This window comes from Siphonobacter sp. BAB-5405 (genome assembly GCF_002872335.1).
Taxonomy (GTDB): domain Bacteria; phylum Bacteroidota; class Bacteroidia; order Cytophagales; family Spirosomataceae; genus Siphonobacter.
The window spans coordinates 237,894-260,308 of sequence record NZ_NJAG01000045.1; the positions used below are offsets into that span (position 1 = coordinate 237,894).

General features: G+C 49.6%; 16 protein-coding genes. 10 read left to right on the forward strand and 6 right to left on the reverse strand.

Going from position 1 to position 22,415, the window contains the following annotated elements; genetic code table 11:
* Positions 1-22: 22 nt before the first annotated feature.
* The 3 genes from BWI97_RS23730 to BWI97_RS23740 all read left to right on the forward strand — a co-directional run bounded on the left by BWI97_RS23730 (position 23) and on the right by BWI97_RS23740 (position 4,279).
* Complete coding sequence (locus BWI97_RS23730; RefSeq protein ID WP_094815899.1) at positions 23-652, forward strand: cytochrome c biogenesis protein CcdA; 630 nt, start codon at positions 23-25, stop codon at positions 650-652.
* 79 nt (positions 653-731) lie between these two features.
* A complete protein-coding gene (locus BWI97_RS23735; protein ID WP_255403197.1) occupies positions 732-2,834 on the forward strand; it encodes a TonB-dependent receptor in 2,103 nt (700 codons plus the stop codon).
* Positions 2,835-3,298: 464 nt separating this feature from the next.
* A complete protein-coding gene (locus BWI97_RS23740; protein ID WP_102203080.1) occupies positions 3,299-4,279 on the forward strand; it encodes an AraC family transcriptional regulator in 981 nt (326 codons plus the stop codon).
* Between the two features lie 6 nt (positions 4,280-4,285).
* Here BWI97_RS23740 and BWI97_RS23745 read toward each other — a convergent pair whose 3' ends face one another.
* On the reverse strand, positions 4,286-4,783 hold the full coding sequence (locus BWI97_RS23745) for a cupin domain-containing protein (protein WP_102203081.1): 498 nt from the start codon (positions 4,781-4,783) through the stop codon (positions 4,286-4,288).
* A 486-nt stretch (positions 4,784-5,269) separates the two neighbouring features.
* Here BWI97_RS23745 and BWI97_RS28520 point away from each other — a divergent pair, with 486 nt between their 5' ends.
* Positions 5,270-5,797, forward strand: coding sequence for an NAD(P)-dependent alcohol dehydrogenase (locus BWI97_RS28520; protein WP_233207987.1), 528 nt, complete (start codon positions 5,270-5,272; stop codon positions 5,795-5,797).
* On the forward strand, positions 5,791-6,210 hold the full coding sequence (locus BWI97_RS28525; protein ID WP_233207988.1) for a zinc-binding dehydrogenase: 420 nt from the start codon (positions 5,791-5,793) through the stop codon (positions 6,208-6,210). Before BWI97_RS28520 ends, BWI97_RS28525 begins: the two co-directional genes overlap by 7 nt.
* Positions 6,211-6,356: 146 nt before the next feature.
* Here BWI97_RS28525 and BWI97_RS23755 read toward each other — a convergent pair whose 3' ends face one another.
* A complete protein-coding gene (locus BWI97_RS23755) occupies positions 6,357-7,529 on the reverse strand; it encodes a hypothetical protein (RefSeq protein ID WP_094815909.1) in 1,173 nt (390 codons plus the stop codon).
* A gap of 241 nt (positions 7,530-7,770) precedes the next feature.
* Between BWI97_RS23755 and BWI97_RS23760 the strand changes: the two genes are divergently transcribed.
* From BWI97_RS23760 to BWI97_RS23780, 5 genes are all read left to right on the forward strand, one after another.
* Positions 7,771-8,352 (forward strand): RNA polymerase sigma-70 factor, encoded by a 582-nt coding sequence (locus BWI97_RS23760; RefSeq protein ID WP_102203082.1) that lies wholly within the window; start codon positions 7,771-7,773, stop codon positions 8,350-8,352.
* A 93-nt stretch (positions 8,353-8,445) separates the two neighbouring features.
* The gene (locus BWI97_RS23765; RefSeq protein WP_102203083.1) at positions 8,446-9,426 is read left to right on the forward strand and encodes a FecR family protein; all 981 of its coding nucleotides are present in this window, start codon (positions 8,446-8,448) and stop codon (positions 9,424-9,426) included.
* A gap of 140 nt (positions 9,427-9,566) precedes the next feature.
* A complete protein-coding gene (locus BWI97_RS23770; protein ID WP_102203084.1) occupies positions 9,567-12,986 on the forward strand; it encodes a TonB-dependent receptor in 3,420 nt (1,139 codons plus the stop codon).
* Positions 12,987-13,064: 78 nt separating this feature from the next.
* Positions 13,065-14,612 carry a RagB/SusD family nutrient uptake outer membrane protein gene (locus BWI97_RS23775; protein ID WP_233207989.1) on the forward strand — a complete coding sequence of 516 codons (1,548 nt, stop codon included), beginning with the start codon at positions 13,065-13,067 and terminating at the stop codon, positions 14,610-14,612.
* 1 nt (position 14,613) lies between these two features.
* Positions 14,614-16,044, forward strand: a complete 1,431-nt coding sequence (locus tag BWI97_RS23780; protein ID WP_102203086.1) for a sulfatase — start codon at positions 14,614-14,616, stop codon at positions 16,042-16,044.
* Between the two features lie 425 nt (positions 16,045-16,469).
* Here BWI97_RS23780 and BWI97_RS23785 read toward each other — a convergent pair whose 3' ends face one another.
* From BWI97_RS23785 to BWI97_RS28115, 4 genes are all read right to left on the reverse strand, one after another.
* Complete coding sequence (locus tag BWI97_RS23785) at positions 16,470-17,966, reverse strand: TlpA disulfide reductase family protein (RefSeq protein WP_102203087.1); 1,497 nt, start codon at positions 17,964-17,966, stop codon at positions 16,470-16,472.
* 798 nt (positions 17,967-18,764) lie between these two features.
* The gene (locus tag BWI97_RS23795) at positions 18,765-19,787 is read right to left on the reverse strand and encodes an aldo/keto reductase (protein ID WP_102203089.1); all 1,023 of its coding nucleotides are present in this window, start codon (positions 19,785-19,787) and stop codon (positions 18,765-18,767) included.
* 215 nt (positions 19,788-20,002) lie between these two features.
* The gene (locus tag BWI97_RS23800; RefSeq protein ID WP_102203090.1) at positions 20,003-21,637 is read right to left on the reverse strand and encodes a RagB/SusD family nutrient uptake outer membrane protein; all 1,635 of its coding nucleotides are present in this window, start codon (positions 21,635-21,637) and stop codon (positions 20,003-20,005) included.
* 23 nt (positions 21,638-21,660) lie between these two features.
* Positions 21,661-22,386, reverse strand: a complete 726-nt coding sequence (locus tag BWI97_RS28115) for a hypothetical protein (RefSeq protein WP_199182078.1) — start codon at positions 22,384-22,386, stop codon at positions 21,661-21,663.
* Between the last annotated feature and the right edge of the window lie 29 nt (positions 22,387-22,415).

The following is a 22,415-nucleotide window of genomic DNA, read 5'->3' on the forward strand; positions in this document are numbered from 1 at the left end:
AGAATCCATCCGGGAAAACGACATGATTCATCCTTTACTGCTCGATTCGTTCGTACTGGGCATTCAGCACTCCTTCGAACCCGACCACCTGGCGGCTGTTTCCGTCCTGACCAGTGAAAAAAAGAAAGGTCAGCTGTGGCGGGTAGCCTGGCGGTCTTCGCACTGGGCGTTAGGGCACGCTTTTTCACTCATTCTCTTTGCCTGCCTGATCTTACTGCTTAAATCCCAGCTATCTCTGGAAGTTGCCTCCTGGGTTGAATACGTGGTAGGGCCATTAATGATCTATCTGGGCATTGTTGCCATTCGTAGAAACTTCAAAAATGACCTGGTACGCCCAACGGATGCATCCAACGCGGCAGCTACGCCATTAAACCGCTCCTTCGGCGTGGGAATGATTCACGGACTGGCGGGTACCGGAGGGGCCTGTACAGTTGCCCTTACGCTGGCAGCTAAAGACGCTTCTACCGCTGTCTGGATCATCATCATTCAAAGCCTGAGTATTCTGCTGGCTATGACTGTCTATGGTTGCGTTTTTGCCTTTTCACTACAAAAAGTAGCCCAGCGAACGGAACGTGTGCTTCGCTGGATGAATTATGTCATTGGCTTTTTTTCGATTGCAGTGGGCATCCTCACGCTAATTGACTCATTCTAGGTTATTGCTTTCGTATTCGTTTACTCTCTATTACTCATTCATGTTTTCTTCCCCCCAGAAAAAAGCCCTTTGGGCCAGTATGCTTTTATTGCCTGGACTGGCTTACGCTCAAACACCAGCGGACTCGGTGTACGCCCTTCAACCCATCGTGGTGACGGCGACCCGCTCGGAGGCTACCTTAGCCGAGGTGCCCCGCAGTTTACGCGTGATTACCCGTCAGGACATCGCTTTAACTCCCGCCAACGATTTGACGGATATTGCCAAGAAAACCGCTGGCGTACACGTCATTCAGTATCCGAACCTTTCTTCGGGTATCGGAATTCGCGGTTTTCGGCCCCAGTTTTCGGGATTGAATCAACGCACGCTGTTACTGATTGATGGCCGCCCGGCGGGGGCTACTAACCTTTCGACGATCTCTCTCAATGGCGTTGAACGCATCGAGGTACTGAAAGGCCCCGCCTCGGCTCTATACGGATCGCAGGCCATGGGCGGCGTAATTAACGTCATCACCCGCCGATCTCAGGGAACGCCTCAGGGATCCGCGTATGTGGAGTACGGTAGTTTTAAAACCCTGCAGGCGGGTCTGCAAACGGGTGGCAATCTAACCAAACAGCTGGATTACGATTTGTCCTTTGCCTACTTTCAGCGGGCCAATGATTATAAAATCGGGAAGAATAACTGGTTACGCAATGCCTTCGATTTTCGCAATGCGGTCAAACATTACGCTAACCAACCGGATGTGGAGGTCGATGACCGTACTGGCGATGGTCAAACCCGACCGTATACGCAGCTGAGTTACTATACCGGAGCCTTGCGACTGGGCTATCAACTGAGTTCGAAATGGAGGCTGGACGTTCGCGGCGAAACCTTTCAGGCCCGAAATGTACAGTCGCCCGGCGATATTGCTTACGGCATCACGGAATCCAGCAGTAAGGACGTCGAGCGGGCCTCGGGTGAAGTCGCTTTGTCGGGGAATCTGGGGGCCCATCAGCCGAGTCTGAAAGTGTTCACCGCGGATGAATCGAACACGAATTATACCCTCAATGCTTCCGGCAAACCGGTGGTTCCGTACCGTTCCAACCGTACCGCCAACGCCTGGACGGGCGTACAGGTCAAGGATGTATGGACACTGGGGCAGCATTCCCTGGTCGTAGGTTACGATTACCTGAAGGCTTCGACCAAAGGCCGTCGCTGGGCAGACTTAACCACGGAACGGGCTCCTACGCAGCCGAATTACGCGTTGATTTCTTCGGCCTTTTACGCTCAGGCTAATTTGAAATGGGGCAAATTAACGCTTCAACCCGGTCTGCGATTTGATCAGATTACCTTTGATGTACAGACCACGCCCTTGTTGACTGCCTACCAGCCGGGTAAAAAGACGAACCCGTTTCTGAGTCCGAGTGTAGCCGCCGGGTACGAGATTCTGGAGAATTTACGGATAAAAGCCAGCGTAGGACGAGCCTTTGTTACGCCGGATGCCTACAACGTAGCCGGATACTCCGAAGCTCGTACGACGGCTGGAAAAATTGCGGTGACGAGCGGTAATCCCGATTTGAAGAATGAAAGCAGCTGGAGTCAGGAAGTAGGGATTTCCTTCGAAAAAAGTGGCTTCTACGCCAATGCCACCTATTTTGCTACGCAGGTGAAAGACCGGATTGCCCGACTGGTGACGGCGGTGAACGAACCTGTGGGGAATGGTGATGTCATTGTTTCGCGGACCCGTTTTGTGAATGCTGCCGATTCCGATATGAACGGTCTGGAAGCCGAAGCGGGGTATGGGAAGGAAGGCGTCTGGAAGGTATACGCCAATCTGACGTCCATGTTTGAAGCCAAAGAAGTCATTGTAGGTACCGATGATTCACGTACCAGCCGTGATATTGCCAACGTAGCCCGGAATCTGGTTTCTTATGGGGCGGAGTATAGTCCGATCAACAATGTTCGTCTGCGACTGACCGGACGTTACGTAGGCTCCCGCAAGGACATTGACTATACCGATGCCGCCAATCCGGAGATCACGTACGCTCCCTTCATGGTACTCGATGCCGTAGCCGTGTATTCGTTCCAGCAGAAACATCGACTGACCCTGTCCGTTTCGAACCTGACAGACGAAAATTACTACGAAAAACGGGGGTATAACTTACCGGGCCGTACGGTTTCATTACGGTACACGCTGGCGTTCTAAGCAACGGTAAAACCTTGATTACTACAAATCCCTCAACCGGTAACTAACGGGTTGAGGGATTTTTGTTGAACCACTAATAACTTTAGGAGCAAGGCCTGTCGGGCCCTTCTGCCCAGGTGGCCGGCTCTTATGTTTTTAATGAAATCTTTTGTATAGCCTCCAGCGATGCCTGTTTTAACGTATCAGAAAGGAATGTTGTTCTAAAACGTTTTATGGTTCAGTAGGCAGATCAGATTGCTGAAATAAAGAGATACTTTTTAGGGATTGAGCCGGATCAGCAATTTAGGTAGGCGACTCGTTATTAACAGGGGAAGGCATTTCCGACTAGTTTTGTTGAATTCCCGTTTATTTCTCTGGCGTAAAGAAGACTGACAGTGAAAAAATGCCTGAAAACCTATAGTACAGTTAATGCACTCTCTCAGAATCAGTATAATCGTTACGAACCAACCTAAGCGTCTATCCCCGTGATCTTCAGTTTTACCGCTACCCCCGATTTTGATTTCATGACGTACTTTGCCCGTCATATTCAGGCAACGGTACAGAACGGCTTATTAATCATTCCGGATAATCTGGGGCAGGGGTCAATCCGGAAATTAGCCTTCGGGGCCGACTTTAAAATTACCATTCACCAGTATTTGTTAAAGGAAGATTTAGTCATCCACCGGAATACCTCCGGCCAGGGAAATGACTTGATTACCGTCTTTTTTTACAACAACGAGCAGGCATTGGAAATCGCTTATAATGAGGATACTCAGGTACTGTTTTCGCAGCGGGACGAATCAGCGATCCAGGTGACGTCGAATGATCTTAGCTCAACGATCCGCTTTCCGGCCCATCAGCAGATTCATTACGTAGTCGTGGCCATTACGCCGCCTCGTTTGCATGGATTATTAGCCGTCAGCGAGCCCAACCCGGTACTACAAACCATTACGGGCAGCAGCAATTCTTTTCTGTTTTTCGAACGTATGACCGCTGAAACCAAGTTACTACTGAAGACTATGGCCGCGGTGGACATGGAGGATCACCTCAGTAACTTTTACGTACAGATCAAAGCACAGGAATTGCTGTATCAGGTGTTCCATACTTTGTCATTACGCGAGAACGCCACCTACCAAACCATCAATAGCGTGGATGCGGAAAGACTCCTGCAGATCCGCTATGAGATTATCAATGATTTGAGTGTACCGCCCGTCATTCGTGACCTGGCTCAGGGGGCGGCCATGAGCGAAACCAAGCTAAAACAGCTTTTCAAGCAAACCTTTGGTACAACCATTTACAATTATTACCAGCAAGCCCGGATGGAAGAGGCGGCCTTTCTGCTCAAACAGGGCAGACATTCCGTAGGCGAGGTGGGATACAGGCTGGGTTTTTCCAATTTGAGCCACTTCAGTCGGCTGTTTGAAAAGCATTACGGCCTCAATCCAAAGCGATACTCATATTCCTGAATCAAACTATCCCAGATAATCGGGTGGAAACAGGTGCTGCCCGTGTTTCCCGGCAATACCCTGTAGCTTTTTTAACGTAGCTGCATCGAGTACGGGTGGCGGGAGAAACTGCCCCGTTGCTACGGGTTGACCCACCTCTTCGAAGAATAACTCCAGACCGGCCGGTACTACCGTGCAAAGCAAATGGGCCGTCTGCTGGGTCTTATTTTTGAAGCCGTGCACAACGCCGCCTTTGGGAATGCTAATGAACGATCCTTGCGTAGCTACGTGCGTACCAAACTCGGATTTGAATTCTACTTCGCCCGCTACTACATAAAAGGATTCCTCAAAGTCTGCATGGGCGTGTGGTCCGGGGCCACCACCCGGAGGGATCAGCATATCAATCGTAGCAAAAGCTCCGCCCGTGCCTTTCCCGGTAACCAGGATTCGATAGTTGTTACCCGCTACGGAAATGCTGTTTCCTGCTTCAGGGGTAATGGTCAATGGTTTGATGTGATTTTCCATACCAACGGTTTTAAGTACCCCACAAAGCTCAGGCGATTTTAGGATGGAAAATATCCCGATAGGACGGTAAATTAGTCGAATCCGACAAACTCGATTTAACACCTTCCATTCATTCCAACTAAACGTACCCAAGTCATCAGGCAGCGATGCAGCTCTGTCGCATTCGACTGTTTTTCCGGCTTTTCGTGCTATTTATAATTCTGAAATTCCGACACCTTTGCTGTATACTTAGTCAAACATACAGCAATGAAAAGAGTACGGTTATCTTTTGCCAAAGGCGAACTGCGGTTGAAAAGCACGTAGTCATGGCCCGCATGCGACGGGGCAGAGTTCAGTTTTATGTCGTCCCTGAGAAATAGTCCTACTGCTTACTCATAGCTAGTAACTTAACTAAAACCAGGGTTACCAGGTGAACACTTCGCTCACACGTGATCCGGAGCAAAAAGACGAACCTCAGTTTCCTGAATGTGATCAAATGAAACCATCATGAAAAAAGTAATCTACAACCAATTTGGTGATGAACGTGTGCTCGAATTGGCAGAGCAGGCCGTACCAGCTATCCAGAACGATCAGCTACTAATCCGGGTCAAAGCCGTATCGATTAATCCGCTGGACTGGAAGGTCTACGGGGGAGAAATGAAATTGATGTCAGGCTCCCGGTTTCCTAAATCGTTGGGCATTGATTTCTCGGGAATGGTCGAACAAGCGGGTAGCCAAGTAACACGGTTTAAAGAAGGAGATGCGGTCATGGGTTTGCTGGACGCATTCAAAGGCGGAGCGTTAGCCGAGTACGTAGTCGTTACAGAGAAAGATATTACCAGAAAACCGGCTTTGGTCTCATTTGAGCAAGCCGCCGCTTTGCCCGTAACCGGATTATCCGCTCTGCAAATCATGGATCAGCTAGCCGCAGTAAGGCCCAAACAAGAGGTATTAATCAACGGTGCCAGCGGTGGAATCGGCGTGTTTGCTGTACAGATTGCCAAAAACGCGGAGCCCACGTCACGGCCGTGGTAAGCACCGATGCGGTTACCGCAGCCACCCAATGGGGAGCGGATACGGTCATCGACTATACAAAACAACCGATCAACCAGCTCACGCAACGCTTCGATGTCCTGATTGATTTATCCACCAAGTTATCCTTGGGTGAGGCCAAGCCATTGATGAAACCGCGATCGGTCTTCGTCAGTACACTTCCTTCGCCTGTGACGCTTTTATCCTCGTTCGTGACTAATCTCTTCTCCGGGAAAAAGCATAAAATTCTGATTTTGAAACCGACGGTGGAACGGCTTACGACCTTGACGAATCTTGCCGGAGCGGGATTACAGATTGAAGTGGCTAACACATATACCCTGAGCAATGTTAGGGAAGCGTATGCGGAAGCCCGTCACCGGAAGCGTATCGGGAAGTCGGTTATTGTGCTGGACTGATCTTTCACCCAGCCATTGAGTCGTTAGGGTAGCTGATACAAAAAAGAGACAAGAAATGATCAATCACATACCAGCTCTGAAAAATGAAAGCAGTGACGGAGGTAACAATTCTTTGAATAAAAAACAAGTCCGGGTCCATCCATAGTCTATCTTACCGTAAGGGTGTCTTTCTGGGTCTTTCCGTGAGAATCGGTTAATTCCAGTACAAACGAGCCCTGTGGTAGGATGAGTGATTGTTCCGCCGGATTCCGGAGTTCAATCTGATCCAAAGGCACACTGTTCGATTCACCAGGATAATAAGCTTTAATCAAACAGGGAAAAGCAACCTGAAACCGAAATTTTTTCAGGCTGACTTCCTGCCAGGAGCCGTTTCGGAGTAGCCAGCGGGGCCTTCCCCGCACAAACGGCGTGCGGGGATGCATTACCTGAAGATCCGTTAGCTCACGTTCCCCATCCAGCCGGATCGGATGACCCTGTTTATTAAGTAGAATCGCTGAGTAAGTCAGCTGGCCAGGATTATAATAGGCAGATTCACAAATCGGCTCGTGGTGCTCGGTGAGTTCCTGCTGGTCAATGGTCAGGGGATCTAGTCCCGATAAAGCTTTTAGCTCGCCTGCCATGGCCTTTCCCCAGCCGGGATACGGGCCTTCCACTACATGACTGAACCCGCAGTGAATGAGGATTTTGGCGGTAGCGTCTTTCTGCAAAATCCGGTAAATGTGCTGGGCCTGTCCTTTTTCACGAACCGTACCGCTACTATCCGCTTCGTAACCAAATACCCGAAAACCCAGACTCAGGGCCTTACGGATCAGGTTGCCAAATTGCGGCTCTCGCGAGTAATAGCCGTCTTCCACCAGCGGCCATTTGCGAAGATTGAGGAGGGAGTCTTCGGCCAGCGTTTCCAGGCCCAGGTACCGAAAACCCTGGGCATACAAACCCTCCAGTAACGATTCCGTGAAGACCCGGTGTAAGGGCTGATGATGAGCCTCATTGATGATGACGAGCCTTTTTCCCTGACTTTGTTTTAAAATGTACGGGGCAGCGGGTGTAAAAACCGTGTTGGGAGGGAGGGGAATTTTCGCTTCCTCAGAAGAAGAATCAGCCCTGAGAGCCTGGTCAAAGGCAGCCAGCGACTTCCTGTACTCACCAATAAAGGAATAATTCCAGGCGGCCATGTAATAACTCATTTCAGAGCGATCGCGAAGCGTAGCCTGAATCTGCTGACCATTTACATAGCTGTTTTCTGACTGAGCCTGTACCAGGGGAAGGGTAAACACACCAATGAACAGTGAGGTCCAGATGTAACGCGTATAGTGCATAGACGGAAAGGGTTAGAGATTGTGCCGTCTAAGGTAAAACAAACAACTAAAATAATAGTTAATAAACTTAAAAATTAGTTGTCGTGGGTGTGAATTGGAGATATTGAAAGCACAGGACAATGTCAGGTTGTTTGCAGACTAAATAAACCCACTCAACGTAATGCTTCTTTAGCCAAAAAGACTTATCAATTATATACAATATAGTCTATATATTAAATAGATTACTATTTTTGTCGTCTTAATGCCCGACAGACTGACAGCCATACCCGCATCCGAACACACGCTGCTGACCGCTTTAGCTCAAAGCGATGCAGCGGCGTTTACGGAAATTTATGATCGGTACTGGCAATTGTTGCTGGAAACGGCCTATCAGCGGCTGGGTGATCAAGACCAGGCCATGGATGTCGTACAGGACGTTTTTGTTAAACTATGGGATCAGCGGGAAACGCTGGATATTCAGCATCTGCGAGCGTACCTCCAGACCGCCGTTCGTTACCGGGTATATAATCTCATTGCTCTTCAGAAGGTAAACGATACCTACTTTAAATACCTGTCGCTGCTGGATCAATCGTCCGGTGCGGCCGATTACTTCGTGTTGTATACGGAGCTGGAGCAGCAGTTCAAACAGATTCTGGAACAAATGCCCAAGAAAAGACGGGAAGTTTTCGACTTACGTCACGTAGAGGGGCTCTCGACGAAAGAAATTGCGGCTCAACTCAATATTACACAGAAGACTGTTCAAAATCAGCTTATTAAGGCCCTGGATTCCATCCGGGAGATTCTGACTGCCCTGCTGATTCTGCTCATCAACGGGCCACATTAAGGCCTGTTCGCCCACCAGAACTAATTTTTTTTCACAAGAGCGTAGGACATTTCAAGTTGATATTGACTAGTTAGTATATAGACTAATAGATTAATGAATGCAAAGTCTTTTACTACCCTGATCAAACGATTGCTGGCAGGCCATGCTACACCCGAAGAAAAGCAATTTCTGGAGCAGTACGACGCGTTATTCGACGACCCGTCGTTACCCCGACTTCCGTCTCCGGTTAATGAAGTCTTAGGGAAAGAGCTATTCAGTCGCATTCAGACGACGATTCAGAACGATCCGAAGCTCAAACGCCTGCGTCAAAGACGAACCTTCCTTCGCGTAGCCAGCGTGATCGCAAGCATAGGAGCAGTCGGGATGGCTTATCTCTACCGGGATACGCTCCTGGGTTTCGTAAATCCGATTGCCTATACGGAGCTACGCGTGAAGTCTGGACAAATCGCCGAAGTTACGCTTGCCGATGGTACGCACGTCACGCTGAATGCGGGCAGTATGCTGCGTTATCCCAGTCAATTCAAAGGAACTACCCGTCAGGTTGAACTGCAAGGGGAAGGTTTTTTTAACGTGGTTAGCAACCCGAAACAACCCTTTCAGGTACAGACTTCAAAACTGAACATACGGGTAGTAGGAACCCAGTTTAATGTTCGGTCCTATCCGCAGGATGCGGAGCAGCAGGTAGCGGTTACGAAAGGGAAAGTGCAGGTGAGTGATCCGCAAAAAAACACTCATCCGGGGATTCTGCTCACGGCTCAGCAAAAAGTAACCTACGCCTTATCTACCGGAGTCCTGCGAAAAGGAACCGTAGAAGGGAATGAGGAAACCGACTGGATGGAGGGAATACTGAACTTCAAAAACAAGCCCTTTCGCGAAGTAGCCGCCGCGTTGGAACGCCGGTTCGCCATTGAAATCAGACTGGATCCGAGGCTGGAAGACTGTAGCATTTACGCAAAAATCGGTACTGAGCCCGTGGAAAGTACCCTGAAAGCCCTCACGTACCTGATCGGGGCAGAACTTCAAAAATCGGGTACCCGCTATTCGATAACCGGGTCGGGCTGCCCTTCCAGTTAATCTACCATCCCTCATGCGAGCACCCCCTGAAAAACCTCCCCGCTGAGCGAGTGGGGAAGTACCCCTCAAACCGCCCAGATCATGCCTGGCCTATCGCTCAGTTGCCTTCACAAACACTCCTTCCTTTTAATGAATAACCTATGAAATCTGTATCGTTTTCCCAACGATCCTATGGTATAGCCTTGCCTATGACGCTGATTTTGCTGCTGATCATGGAAATGGCCCGTGCCCTTACATTTTCAAATCCAGCTCTGGGTCAGGGGTTTATGGATCAGAATATAAGTATAACGGCCCGTAACCAATCCCTGGCCTCGGTGCTGGATCAGCTTTCTATGCAGACCCGGGTGAAATTTATGTTTGGGTCCGATATCGTCCGAAAGGCCAGTACGGTTTCCATTCAGGCGAAAGAGCAACCGCTTAAATCCGTACTCAAGAGGATTCTGGATCCTAATCAGCTGCAGTATGAACGGCAAGGAAACTATATCCTGATTAAACCGAAGCCCAGACCAGTGGTGCCTGCTCTACCGGCCCCGGCAGAAACGAAGTCCGTTTCCGTTTCAGAAAGTTCTGAACGCATCATTCGGGGAACCGTAACGGATGAAAAAGGCGAGGGCTTACCCGGCGTAAATGTGACGGTAAAAAACACACAACGGGGCGTTACGACGGATGTTACGGGTGCTTTTCAGATCAATGCATCGGAGCAGGATGTTCTTGTCTTTTCATTCGTCGGTTATAAAACGCAGGAAGTACCCATCCGCAACCAGACCAGTCTGCAAGTAACGCTGCAACCCGATCCGAGTGTATTGGATGAAGTAGTCGTAGTTGGCTACGGAGTTCAGAAGCGGAATAGCCTGACGAACGCAGTCTCGCAGATTACGGGCGAGGAAGTAACCCGAAGACCCGTCTCCAACCTCCAGCAGTCCTTTCAGGGATTGATGCCGGGGGTGACCGTCAGTGATCTGGGCGGTTCGCCGGGCAAATCCAACGCTACGATCCGGGTCAGGGGCATTACGACTTTCAACATCAATAGCAGTAGTACGAGTGGGTTTGACCTCGTGAAAAACGACGCCCTAATCATCGTGGATGGCATCGAACAGCAATTAAGTGACATCAATCCTGATGATATTGAAACGGTTTCGATCCTGAAAGACGCGGCCTCTACGGCTATTTACGGCTCCCGGGCCACGAATGGGGTAGTGCTGATTACTACCAAACGAGCGAAAAATAATCAGGTACAGGTGGATTATCACGGTTATTACGCCATTCAGAAAGCCATCAACGTACCTCAGATGATGGGTCTGGAAGACTACATGCGACTTCAGGTCGCTGCGTATACCAACGCGGGGTCAACGCTTCCTGCCCGTTTTACCGAGGAGTCCATTCAGGCGTACGTCAACGCGACGGATCGGGAAAAGTACCCGCTCGCTAATAACTGGTTCCATACGCTGCTACGACCAGCACCCCAGCAAAATCACAGTCTATCCGTGGCCGGAGGAAATGATGTTTTACGAACCCGACTCAGCATTCGGTATCAGGATCAGCAGGGGGTGATTAAAAACTTTGACAATCAGATTGGTGAAATTCGCCTCAACTCGGATTATACCGTTTCTCCTAAAATCCGGATCAGTGCGGATGTCAACTATCGGTATAGTAGCAATCAAAGTCCAACGACGAATGCAGCGGCTCCCCTCAATAATTTTTTTCACGGTAGTTTATGGGCCGTTCCGAAGTACGCGGATGGAACGTATGGCTTAAGCTCGCAGGGCAATAACCCGCTGATGTTTATTGAAATCGGGGGGCAGTCCCGGCAAAAAACCGATTACCTGGCGGGATACGTGAAAGGGGAATGGGATATTCTGGAAGGCTTAACCTTTTCCACCCAAATCGCGGGCCGGGGCCTTTTTACCCAGCAGAAAAACTTTACCAACGCCTACACGAATACCGATAAGCTGAATAACGTGACCAAAACCGTTGCCAATAATAGCCTGACGGAAGTAAGAAACAACCTGCGGGAGTATACGCTGAATAGTCTACTGACGTATGACAAAAGCCTTGGAAACCACAATTTCAAAGCTTTAGTCGGTTATTCACAGATTGGTAATACGCAGACTTTCCTTTCGGCGTACCGGGAGCGTTTCTACAACAATGATATTGGGTCGATCGGGCAGGGAGCTAATGACGGTACGCGTTCCAACGATGGCCGCGATGCCGTATATGGGCTTCGTTCCTATTTTGGCCGGATCAACTACGACTATAACCATAAGTACCTCTTCGAAGTAAACGGACGTTACGACGGATCATCGAAATTCACCGGAGCCAGGCAGTATAGTTTCTTTCCTTCCTTTTCAGGGGGCTGGCGTATTTCGAAGGAAAACTTCTGGAATACGCTTTCACAGACCGTTAATGACCTGAAAGTGAGAGGCTCGTGGGGGATCACGGGGAATCAGTCGGTGGACCTCTATAGCTACTACGCGGCTCTTACGGCCAGTGGGTATACGTTTGGCGGACTGCCCGTGCAGGGATACCGGCAAACCGTACTGGCCAACTCGGATTTGGGCTGGGAATCCACCACGCAGCTGGATCTTGGGCTGGATGCTGCGTTCTTTCAACGGAAATTAAACGTTACCATTGATTACTACCGCAAGCGTACCAACGACATCCTGCTTAACCTTGATATTCCGGCAACCATTGGACTGACGGCTCCGGCTCAGAATGCGGGTTCCGTGGAAAACAAGGGCTGGGAGTTTAGTGCGAATTATCGGGGAGCTGCGAAAGCTCCTGGTCTTCACTACAACCTGGGAGCCAACTTCAGTATCAATGATAACCGGGTAACGGATCTGAAAGGTACGGGGCCGTACATTACGGGTTCCGACATTGATCCACGCTACATTATTAAAAAAGGACTACCCATCAACACGCTTTGGGGCTACAAAACCGACGGTTTATTCCAGAATGAACAGGAAATAGCGGCGTATAAAGCTACCTACGTAGCCAATACGAAGCCCGGGGATGTCAAGTACGTCGATCTCAATGGCGATGGCATCATCAACGCCAACGATATGACCAGCCTGGGTAACTCGTTTCCCCGGTACACCTTCGGTTTTAATACCGACTTCTCTTACCGCAATTTCGAACTGTCCATTCTCTTCCAGGGAGCGGCCAGCGTAAGTACCCGGCTGGCGGGGGCTCTGGCGGAAATGGGAAATCAGGAAGGCTTTACGCATACCATCTACACGAACAATTACTGGACGCCCGAAAATCCCAGTGCCCGTTTTCCACGTCCGGTCAAGTTTGATTTGCGTAACGTAGCAACCTCGGACCGCCTGGTGTTGGATGCCTCTTACCTGCGACTCAAGAATATACAGCTGGCGTATAGCTTACCCACGGCACTCGTCCGGAAAGCTTCGCTCAAAAGGGTTCGGGTATACATTTCAGCCACTAACCTCTTTACGCTTTCCAAACTGAATGAATGGAATCTGGACCCGGAAACGCCTTCGGGTCGGGCGATGTACTATCCGCAAACGGCTCTGTACGCGACGGGAATAAACCTACAGCTCTAAGCATCACCTTTTGATCGAACTCAAGCAATGATACCAATAACAACTACAAAACGGATTCTAATCCTTTGGGTAACCCTGATGAGCCTAACGTTGCCTGCCTGCGATCGGGATTTGCTGGAAACGCTTCCCAATGATCGGCTCTCGGAAAGCTTATTCTGGCACACCGAAAACGATGCCAGACTAGCCGTCAATGCCCTGTATGCCGATCTGGATGGCGTCAATGTGTTAAGCTGGGATGCCCTGACGGATATTGCTCATACCAATCAGAACTTTGATATTCAGGCATATATTGAGCTGGGTTCGTACGATGCGACCAGCTCCAGGATTTATACCGAATGGACCAATGCCTACAAAGGGATTCGGGCGGCGTCCTATTTTCTGGCTAATGTCGATAAAGTAACGACCACGAATACGGCATTGATAAACCAGTTGAAGGGAGAGGCTAAGGTGTTGCGGGCGTATCAGTACATCAAGCTGGCGGGTTTTTTCGGAGATGTGCCGCTGGTAACTACTCCAATCAGCATTGAAGAAGGCAGGAGCCTGACCCGAACGCCCGTTTCCCAGATCTGGGATTTCGTGGATCAGGAACTCAACGCAGCCGCTCCACTCTTACCCGTCACGTATGCGGCGTCGGATAAAGGCAGAGTAACCCGCGGGGCTGCCCTGGGACTGTTAGCCCGGGCCAATTTGCTCGCTGGACGGTATCAGAAAGCCGCCGATGCTGCCGATAAAGTTATCAAACTCGGGGTGTACGGCTTGTACGAATCCTACGAAAAGTTGTTCAGTTATGCCGCTGAGAATAACAAAGAAGTGCTGCTCGACCGGCAGTTTATCAAGGATACGTATCCAAACACCGTGTTTCAGACGCTGGCTCCCTATAGTCAGAAAAACGGGGGCAGTAGCTATGTGCCTACCAAGGCCCTTGCTGATTTATACGAAACTTCTTCGGGAACATTGATTACGATTGCGGGTAGCGGCTATAACCCCGCCCAGCCGTACCAGAATCGGGATAACCGCCTGAAGTTTTCCTTTTATCTGGAAGGGGATCAATTACCGAGCGGCACCGTTTTTAAACCGCAACCGAACAGTGGTACGTCTGATGCCGTGGGCAGTACGTACATTGCTTCGACTACGGGGTTCAATATCAGGAAGTACATCAACACTGAGGATTACGCGAACCCCACTAATTCCGGAATTAACATCATTCTGCTTCGGTACGCTGAAATTTTATTAACCTACGCCGAAGCAAAAATTGAGCTGAATCAATTGGATGCGGAGGTACTGACGGCCCTTAATACGGTTCGGAATGGGAGAAGTGACGTCAAACAACCGTCCATTACCAGTACATCCCAGGCGGAATTGCGGGAAATCGTTCGCCGGGAAAGAGCCGTGGAGCTGGCCTTTGAGGGGCAACGATTGTTTGACATCCGTCGCTGGAAAATTGCCGAGAAAGTCATTCCAGGTCCGGTCTATGGGATTACGTATACCAACCCAAATGGCGTTGTGAGTACCGTTCAGGTGGTGGCTGTCAATAAAGTTTTTGACCCTAATCGTCATTACCTGTGGCCCATTCCGCAGAAGGAAATAGATTTGAATCATTCATTAACGCAAAATCCAGGCTGGTAACATGAGTCGTATCAAACGCTTCGCTTTCATTCCCGGTATCCTTTGGGGACTTGTCACCGCCCTGACGGCAGTCGGTCAGAAAACCCCCAATGTCGTACTCTTCTTTATTGATGATTTGGGGTACGGCGATTTGTCCGTGACCGGAGCACTGGGCTACAAAACGCCGAACCTGGATCAGTTGGCGGCGGAAGGTACCCGCTTTACCAACTTTATGGCGGCACAGGCCGTGTGTAGTGCCTCCAGAGCGGCCTTACTCACGGGTTGTTACCCCAATCGGGTGGGCATTTCCGGAGCCTTGGGGCCTGAATCGCTCATAGGTTTAAACCCCAAAGAAGAAACGATTGCCGAATTACTGAAGGCGAAAGGGTATGCCACCGGGATTTTTGGGAAGTGGCATCTGGGCAGCCGACCGGAGTTTCTACCCCTGCAACAGGGCTTCGACGAGTACTACGGCGTTCCGTACTCGCACGATATGTGGCCGCTGCATCCCTGGCAAAAACAGGCGAACTACCCCGCCTTGCACTGGATCGAGAATAATACACCGGGAAAAGAAATCAAAACGCTGGAGGAAGTAAGTGAACTCACCCCCACGATTACGGAAAAAGCGGTTGGGTTTATCAGGAAAAATAAAAACAAACCCTTCTTCCTGTACGTGCCGCACCCTCTGCCGCACGTACCGCTAGCCGCGTCCAGGCGATTCAAAGGGAAAAGTGAAAAAGGGATTTTTGGGGATGTATTGATGGAGCTGGACTGGTCAGTGGGCGAGATTCTCAAAGAACTGAAAAAACAGGGACTGGATCAGAATACTCTGGTCATTTTCACGAGTGATAACGGCCCCTGGCTGAACTACGGGGATCATGCCGGTTCCTCGGGCGGTTTTCGGGAGGGCAAAGGCACCTCTTTCGAAGGCGGCCAACGCGAGCCGACGATCATGCGTTGGCCGGGGGTGATTCCCGCGGGCCGCGTTTCGAATAAATTGCTTTCTACCCTTGATATTTTGCCAACGCTTGTGAAACTAACGGGGGCAAAACTACCGGCGGAACGCATTGACGGTATTGAATTCGTTGATTTACTGAAGGGCGATGAGACGAAAACGCCACGACAGGAATTCCTGTACTACTACCGAAAAAATAACCTGGAAGCGGTACGAAAGGATAACTGGAAGTTAATCTTCGCTCACCCGGGCCGGAGTTATGAAGTGTCATTGCCGGGGAAAGACGGCCAACCCGGCCCTACCTCCGAAAACCACGAATTCCCCAAAGCACTTTACGATCTCACCCGGGATCCGGGCGAGCGGTATAATGTCCTGGAACAACACCCGGAAATCGTGGCAGAATTAGAGAAAATCGCGGAAAGAGCCCGGGAAGACCTGGGAGATGATTTACAAAAGAAAGAAGGCAAAAACCGGCGAGCCGTAGGAACGGTGAAGTAAGAGAAATTTATAGATCGGTTGTTTGCTAGTGTAACAGGTATGTTTTTTGTCCCGATGAGGCAGGTATTAGCTTAGGTACCTATGTAGTACGTCCAGGAGTAGTACCAATACCTATCACCTGGCGTGACAATAGTTCTATTTCGTCCGTATGCAATCCATGCGGGCCATCGCATGCCCCGCATGGATTGCATACGGACGCTAAGCCGTTTATGAATAGGCTCGATTGGTTTTAACAATTAAAGACTATCAACCATCCACTCTTGTAAGCGAATGAAAACCTCTCCCGCATGGAAGGCTCACCTGCTACCAGCCAGCCACTGAAGGAGGACCAAACCCAGTCTAGGTGAATAACAATCTTTTAAAGACGAAGCCTTTAGAAGGGAATCAGGAAAAGCTGAAAGGCCCCAGGGTGTGTCGAAATCAGTTTAAGGTTTCGCGGCCAGATTCTTCAGCAGCGAGCCAAGTTCTTTACTTTCCACCCAGGGAGCGTTCGGATACGTCAACTGCCCTTTTTTATCGAAAATCATGTAGCGGGGAATCGAAGCAATTTTCTGTTGTTGGATAAACGCGGAGCTGGCTGGATTGAGAGCCAGATAGCTATGCGTATACGTTTTCAAATCCTCCTGCTGGGCGGCTTTGTCCCATTTGCCCATGCTCTCATCCATGGATAAGTACAGGAAAGTAACCGGCTCATCTTTCAGGGCCTGACGTAATTCACGGGAGGCCGGCAGCGAGGCCCGGCAGGGAGCACACCAGCTGGCCCAGAAGTCCACGTAAACTACCTTGCCTTTTTGCTGGGCGAGCAGGGTCGCCAGATCCGTTCGTTTGCCGGAAGCATTCTGAAGAAGTAGGCCCTTGGTGTTAATCCGGGCGGGATCAAACTCCAGGGCATATTCGCCGCGTACCCGGGTCAGGAGCAGCGAATCGGCGGCTACCTTCGTTAATTTGGTGTAATAGGTCAGAAACATATCGCGGGAGAAATCTTCCCGGATGGTGGCCAGTTGACGCGTCAGCAGCCAATCCCGTTCCCGAGCCGGAAAGAGTGGGGAAGTAGTGAGGTGATCGAATACCGCCCGGGAATCGACCAGCGTAGCACCGCCCGAAGAAATGTAACCCGCCCAGGCAGTAATCCTGGATTCAACCACGGTTTCAAGCAAGGTTTGATAGTAATAATCGTGCAGCCCCGCAATTGGAGCGGTGTATGTACGGAACCAGCCTTGCAGGGTTGAATCAGGCACCAGCCCCTGTTCAAAATCGATAATCCGGCGAATCTGTGCAATCTTGTGGGTATTGAATGTATAGAGCAGAGCGGGAATTTGCCGGTTTTGCTGCAGGGAGTCGTTCCGGCGTTCGGCGAGGACCATCTGTATCTTCACGCGTTCGTACAATTCCCGCCGCAATTTCTGTTTGTATTGCCGCTTGATTACTTCCTTTCGTTCGGACGGGATGGCCGTCCAGTTCGGATAGTCAGCCGTGATCCGCTTGCGGATCATGGGCGTGTAATTGAGGTACGTACCCCAGGCCGAAAAGCCATCGGCTGAAGTATCCCCCGCAAAAACGTCGGGATACGTTTCGCCCTTTTGGTTTTTAGCCAGAACACCCGTAGGCGTATACGTGAGGGTTAGGGTATCACCTCGAAAAACGGGAAAATCAGTGTAGCTAAAGGGGTCAGTAAAATGCTTAAAAATGGCTCCCTGCGATTCCGGTACCAGGGTCATCTGCTGCGGACGGGTTCCCGCTTTTGCTTCATAAAATCGAAAGGAAGTGGAATCCTGCCAGTTAATCACAAATGAGTTCTGCATAGCTGGCCTTTTATCAACACGGAAGCTCGTATCGAAGCGATGAGCATTCGTAAACTGAATAACTGCGGGTTGAGCAGCGGCGGTACACGAAAGCAATACCAGCAAAGAAAGGATTCTCATGGTACAAATAGGGTTTAGAAGGTGTGTTTTTTACTTGCCATGAAAACGTAAGCTATCCGCAGTTAGTATACGTTCATTCTTTTATAATTAATCTGTATTCTTACGAAAAAAAGCTACTGATTTTATTTCAAACAAAGCAGGGATTACGATTGGTAAATACAGCTACGGTATGTGATTTTAATAGCTTTTATTCGTCAGTTTTTGCCGAAAAATTACTTGATAAAGCTCCCTTTAATTAATAAAAATAATCTGCTCATTAGGCTGCTGCAACCGGACCTATGATTGAATTTCTGTAAAAATAAGCCGGAAGAAGCTTGCGAAAGAAATCTGCCATTGCAACCTTAGTCGATGTATTTTCGTCCAGGCAGATCAAGTAATTTTTGTATGCACGCGGTTCTGGGTCAGTTACCTAGGTTGGCTGTAATTCCTCTAGACTCCTGCTGTTTAAAGATGTTTTTCAGAGGAACGCGAAGATGGAGTAATAGATGTATCGGACTATAATCTGGTTTGTCCGGAAATGATAGAAGTAAAAAGAAAATAAAGAATAATAAGCGTAAGGCATGGATTCAGAAAGCAAAGACTTGTTCTGATAGGGGTCTTTTGAATAAAAGTAACCTCATTTTTAGAAATCCTGTATGTGTATGGTTGGCATAAATCAATTGAGTCAATTCAGTGAAATAGACCAAACAGAAGTGTAACTAGTACGAAAAAAGAGTGACCCCAAAGCGTCTGATGTATAGCAGTCACTTTGGGGTTACTATCTTAGGATACGAATGTTAACCAGTAGGAATTATTTTATTAAATCCTTTTATCAATTAACCCTTCCTGTACTAACGCATCCCAAAAAGCAGGGGGAATGGTTTTGGTGGCCATTTCAATATTAGGCTTCACTTTATGCGGCTTGGTCGTACTCAGGGCTACACTGCTCACACCGGGCACGGTAAACCCGAAATTGAAACAGGCTTCGGCGGGTTTAATAGCAAATTGTTCGCATACGGCCCAGAATTTGGTTCGCCATTCCAGCAGCTTTTGGCCTTCTGCCGTGTCAGCAGCTACCGGACGATAGTTGTAGTAGTCACTGCCAATGAGAAAACCACCGTTGAACACGGCTGAGTTGATGACGACTACTCCTTTCTGGTGCAACTGCTCAATGAATTCAATCAGTGCCGCCGGATGATCGTGCAGGGTAAGGCTATTGGCAATCATCACCCAGTCCAGCTGTACATCTTTCGAAAGTCGTTCGATGATTCGCCACTGTTTGGCTCCTACGCCTACGCCCAGCACTTGTCCAGACGCTTTCAACTCGGCAAGAGCACGGTATGCGTCCAGAATATCCTGGTAGAGGCGTTCTTCTTCTTCCGGACTGGTGGCACGGGCCAGGTATTCATCGGGATCGTGTACGGAAGCCAGTTGGGAGCTGTACGAGCCCAGCAAGGCATTGCCCTGGTGGAAACATTCCAAAATACCTTCGTAGCTAATCCGCTGGACCGCATCATGGCTGAGCTCCTTCCAGACGCCGGGCTCAAACGTGGGTTCGGGCGTGGTAAGCGGCACCTGATACCAGCCCAGCTTATTACTGATGAGCACGTCTTTCGGGTCAACCTTTAATTCTTCCAGGCATTTCCCCAGGGATTCCAGGGCTAATCCCGCTCCGTATTTGCCTGCGGTGTCAAAAACGGCCTTGCCGGGTGAGTTTTCAACGCAGGCCTGTACAATGCTGAGCTTGGTTTCAAAAGGCGTTGCTTCATAAATGTTACCAAGGCAACTGGTTCCGAAAATGACGGGGGGAAGATCGATACCTGTTGAAGAAAGGGTTTGCATGAAAATTCGTTTAGGAAGCGAATACTAGACTGGAAAAGTAAAAAGGGCCAGCGAAAAATGAAAACAAAACAGTAACGGCCGCTTAAACAATAGACTTTATCCGGATTGTTGGAACCTACAAAAGCGAAGGGAATAAGTGAAGAAATCACCCTTTTCCTGTAGCCCCCTCAACCGCAGAAAGTTGTATCTACGTTTGAGGGGGTTAAGGTAGTTTCTTAATACCCAGGATTTTGAGTCAGGTTGGGGTTAATATCCCGTTCCGATTGCGGCACGGGCCATAATTCATTTCTGCCCGCTACAAAATTCCGTTTCTGGTACAAATAAAAGCCCTGACTATCGACCGGGAAAGCCGTATAGGTGGCCGGTGTATTGGTCAGTTTCATACCCGTAAACTGGCGATTGAGTTCCGCCGCTGCCGTTCCCCAGCGTTGAATATCAAAGTAATGCAGGCCTTCAAAGGCAAATTCTACTTTCCGTTCCCGGCGAATGATCGTTCGCAGGCTGGCGGGGTTGGTGGTGGTAACGGCGGGCATGGCTACCGAACTGCGTCCCCGGACCTGATTGATGGTGGCATTGAGCAGGGCCTGATCGATCGCCTCTCCGGCTTCCAGTTTTGATTCCAGATAACTTAACAATACCTCCGGATACCGAATGAGCGGAAAGTTCCCCCCGTAATTGGTCAGGCTTCCCGAAAACGACGGGTCCATGAACTTGTTAATGCAATAGCCACTCCAGTTGTAACGGGTAATGCGGTCGGGAGACGTAGACGTTGGACTGGCTTCGTAGGTAATCCCTTTGAACGTCGTACGTCCGGAAATCATGATGGTATAATCCAGACGTGGATCACGATTGGCATAGGGATCGTTGGCGTTGTACAGCGGCGATTCTTCCACCGTTTTACCGTCCGTGCATTCATACGACTGAACCAGTTCGTTGTACGGAGAGAACTGGTGCCACCCGCCGTAGGCTTCCGGGTAGAGGTATTGCAGCATGACGGTACTCAGAAAATCTTCCAGGTATTCATGGGCAAACACGACTTCCTTGCTGTTTTCTCCCGTTTGTCGGAAGAGTTGGGCAAAGCCAGCCTGATCCACGCTGTAAACGCCACTATCGATGATCCGTTTGTAGGTGGCGGCGGCATCGCTCCATTTCTTTTCGGCCATTTGCAGACGACCCAAAATGGCTAATGAGGCCCCGGACGTAATGCGGCCGCGGTCGCTGACCGGACGCGTGGAAGGAAGATTGGGGAAACTGCTTTTCAGTTCATTTTCAGCAAACGCCCATACTTCCGCTTTCGGGGTTCGCCTGATGCTGTTTGCCTCCGCGATGGTAAGCGTTTTAGTAGGCATGGGAACATCCCCGAAATACGTAGCCAGATTCAGGTACAAGTAAGCCCGAATCGTTTTTACTTCGGCTACCATCATGGCCTTGGTCGTCTCATTAATGGTAATGGTATTGACGCGATCCAGGAAATTATTACAGCGGGCAATGGTCACGTACGAATTACTCCAGAAAGCACCCGTAAGCCAGTAGGTGGAGTTCAGGGTACCATTGGTTACGGCATCAGGGATGAGTTCTTTTTCAGAACCCAGGCCTGCCATCATATCGAGGTAGATCATGGACATGCCGCCAAAGAAATCTCCCGAAGCCCATCCCGAACCAAAATTATAACAGCCCACCAAGGCGAGGTTGGCATCTTTTTCGGTTTTCCAGAAGGTGGCATCCGAGATGGCATCCAGGGGTTGCTTATCGAAAAAATCGGACTTGCAGCTCGGTACAATTGTAGCCGTGAGAAGCGTTAGTAAACTGGTAACGATTCTTCGAGTGGTAGGGAAAAGTATATTTTTCATCGATGCTTGATCGTTTGTGCGTACTATAAGTTGAGATTAATGCCGAAGGTGTAGACCTTGGTAATGGGGTAGAACTGACTGCCATCGCCGCGATCATTCGTCATTTCGGGGTCCCAGCCTTTGTAGAACTTATTGAGCGAGATAAGATTCTCACCGCTGAAATACAGGCGTAGCCGGCTGATCTTCCATTTTTGCAGTACTTCGGAAGGAAGGCTATAACCTAGCTGTATATTTTTCAGGCGGGCAAAGCTACCATCCCGATTCCAGTAGGTAGAAGTTTGAATCGTTCCACTGCCCATTTGAAGGCTGGTCAGCTTGGGGTACTTTGCGTTGGGATCGGGGTTATCCGTCGTCCAGCGATTTTCCACCTGCCAGCGTTGAATTTGTCCGCCATTATAAAACGCAAAGGCTGAGTACGAACCGATTTGCTTCTGATAACCCGCCAGTCCCTGAATCAACGCAGAGAAATCAAAGCCTTTATAATCAAGGGTTAGGTTCGCTCCGAACGTATATTTTGGAACGGTGTTGCCAATGATTTTTCGGTCATAGGTCGCATCGACCTTCCCATCGGGAACCCCGTTGGGACCGCTGATATCCTTGTAACGAACCAAGCCGGGCTGAGCGGCGTAGGGCTGGGCCGGGTATGTGCTGATGTCATCCGTATTCGTGAACAGGCCGTCCGCTTCATACCCGTATAAAATGCCAATCGGCTGTCCTACGAATAAGCCACTGCCGATGTTTTGCTGCAAGCCATCGGCTAAGCCGGTAATGCGGTTTT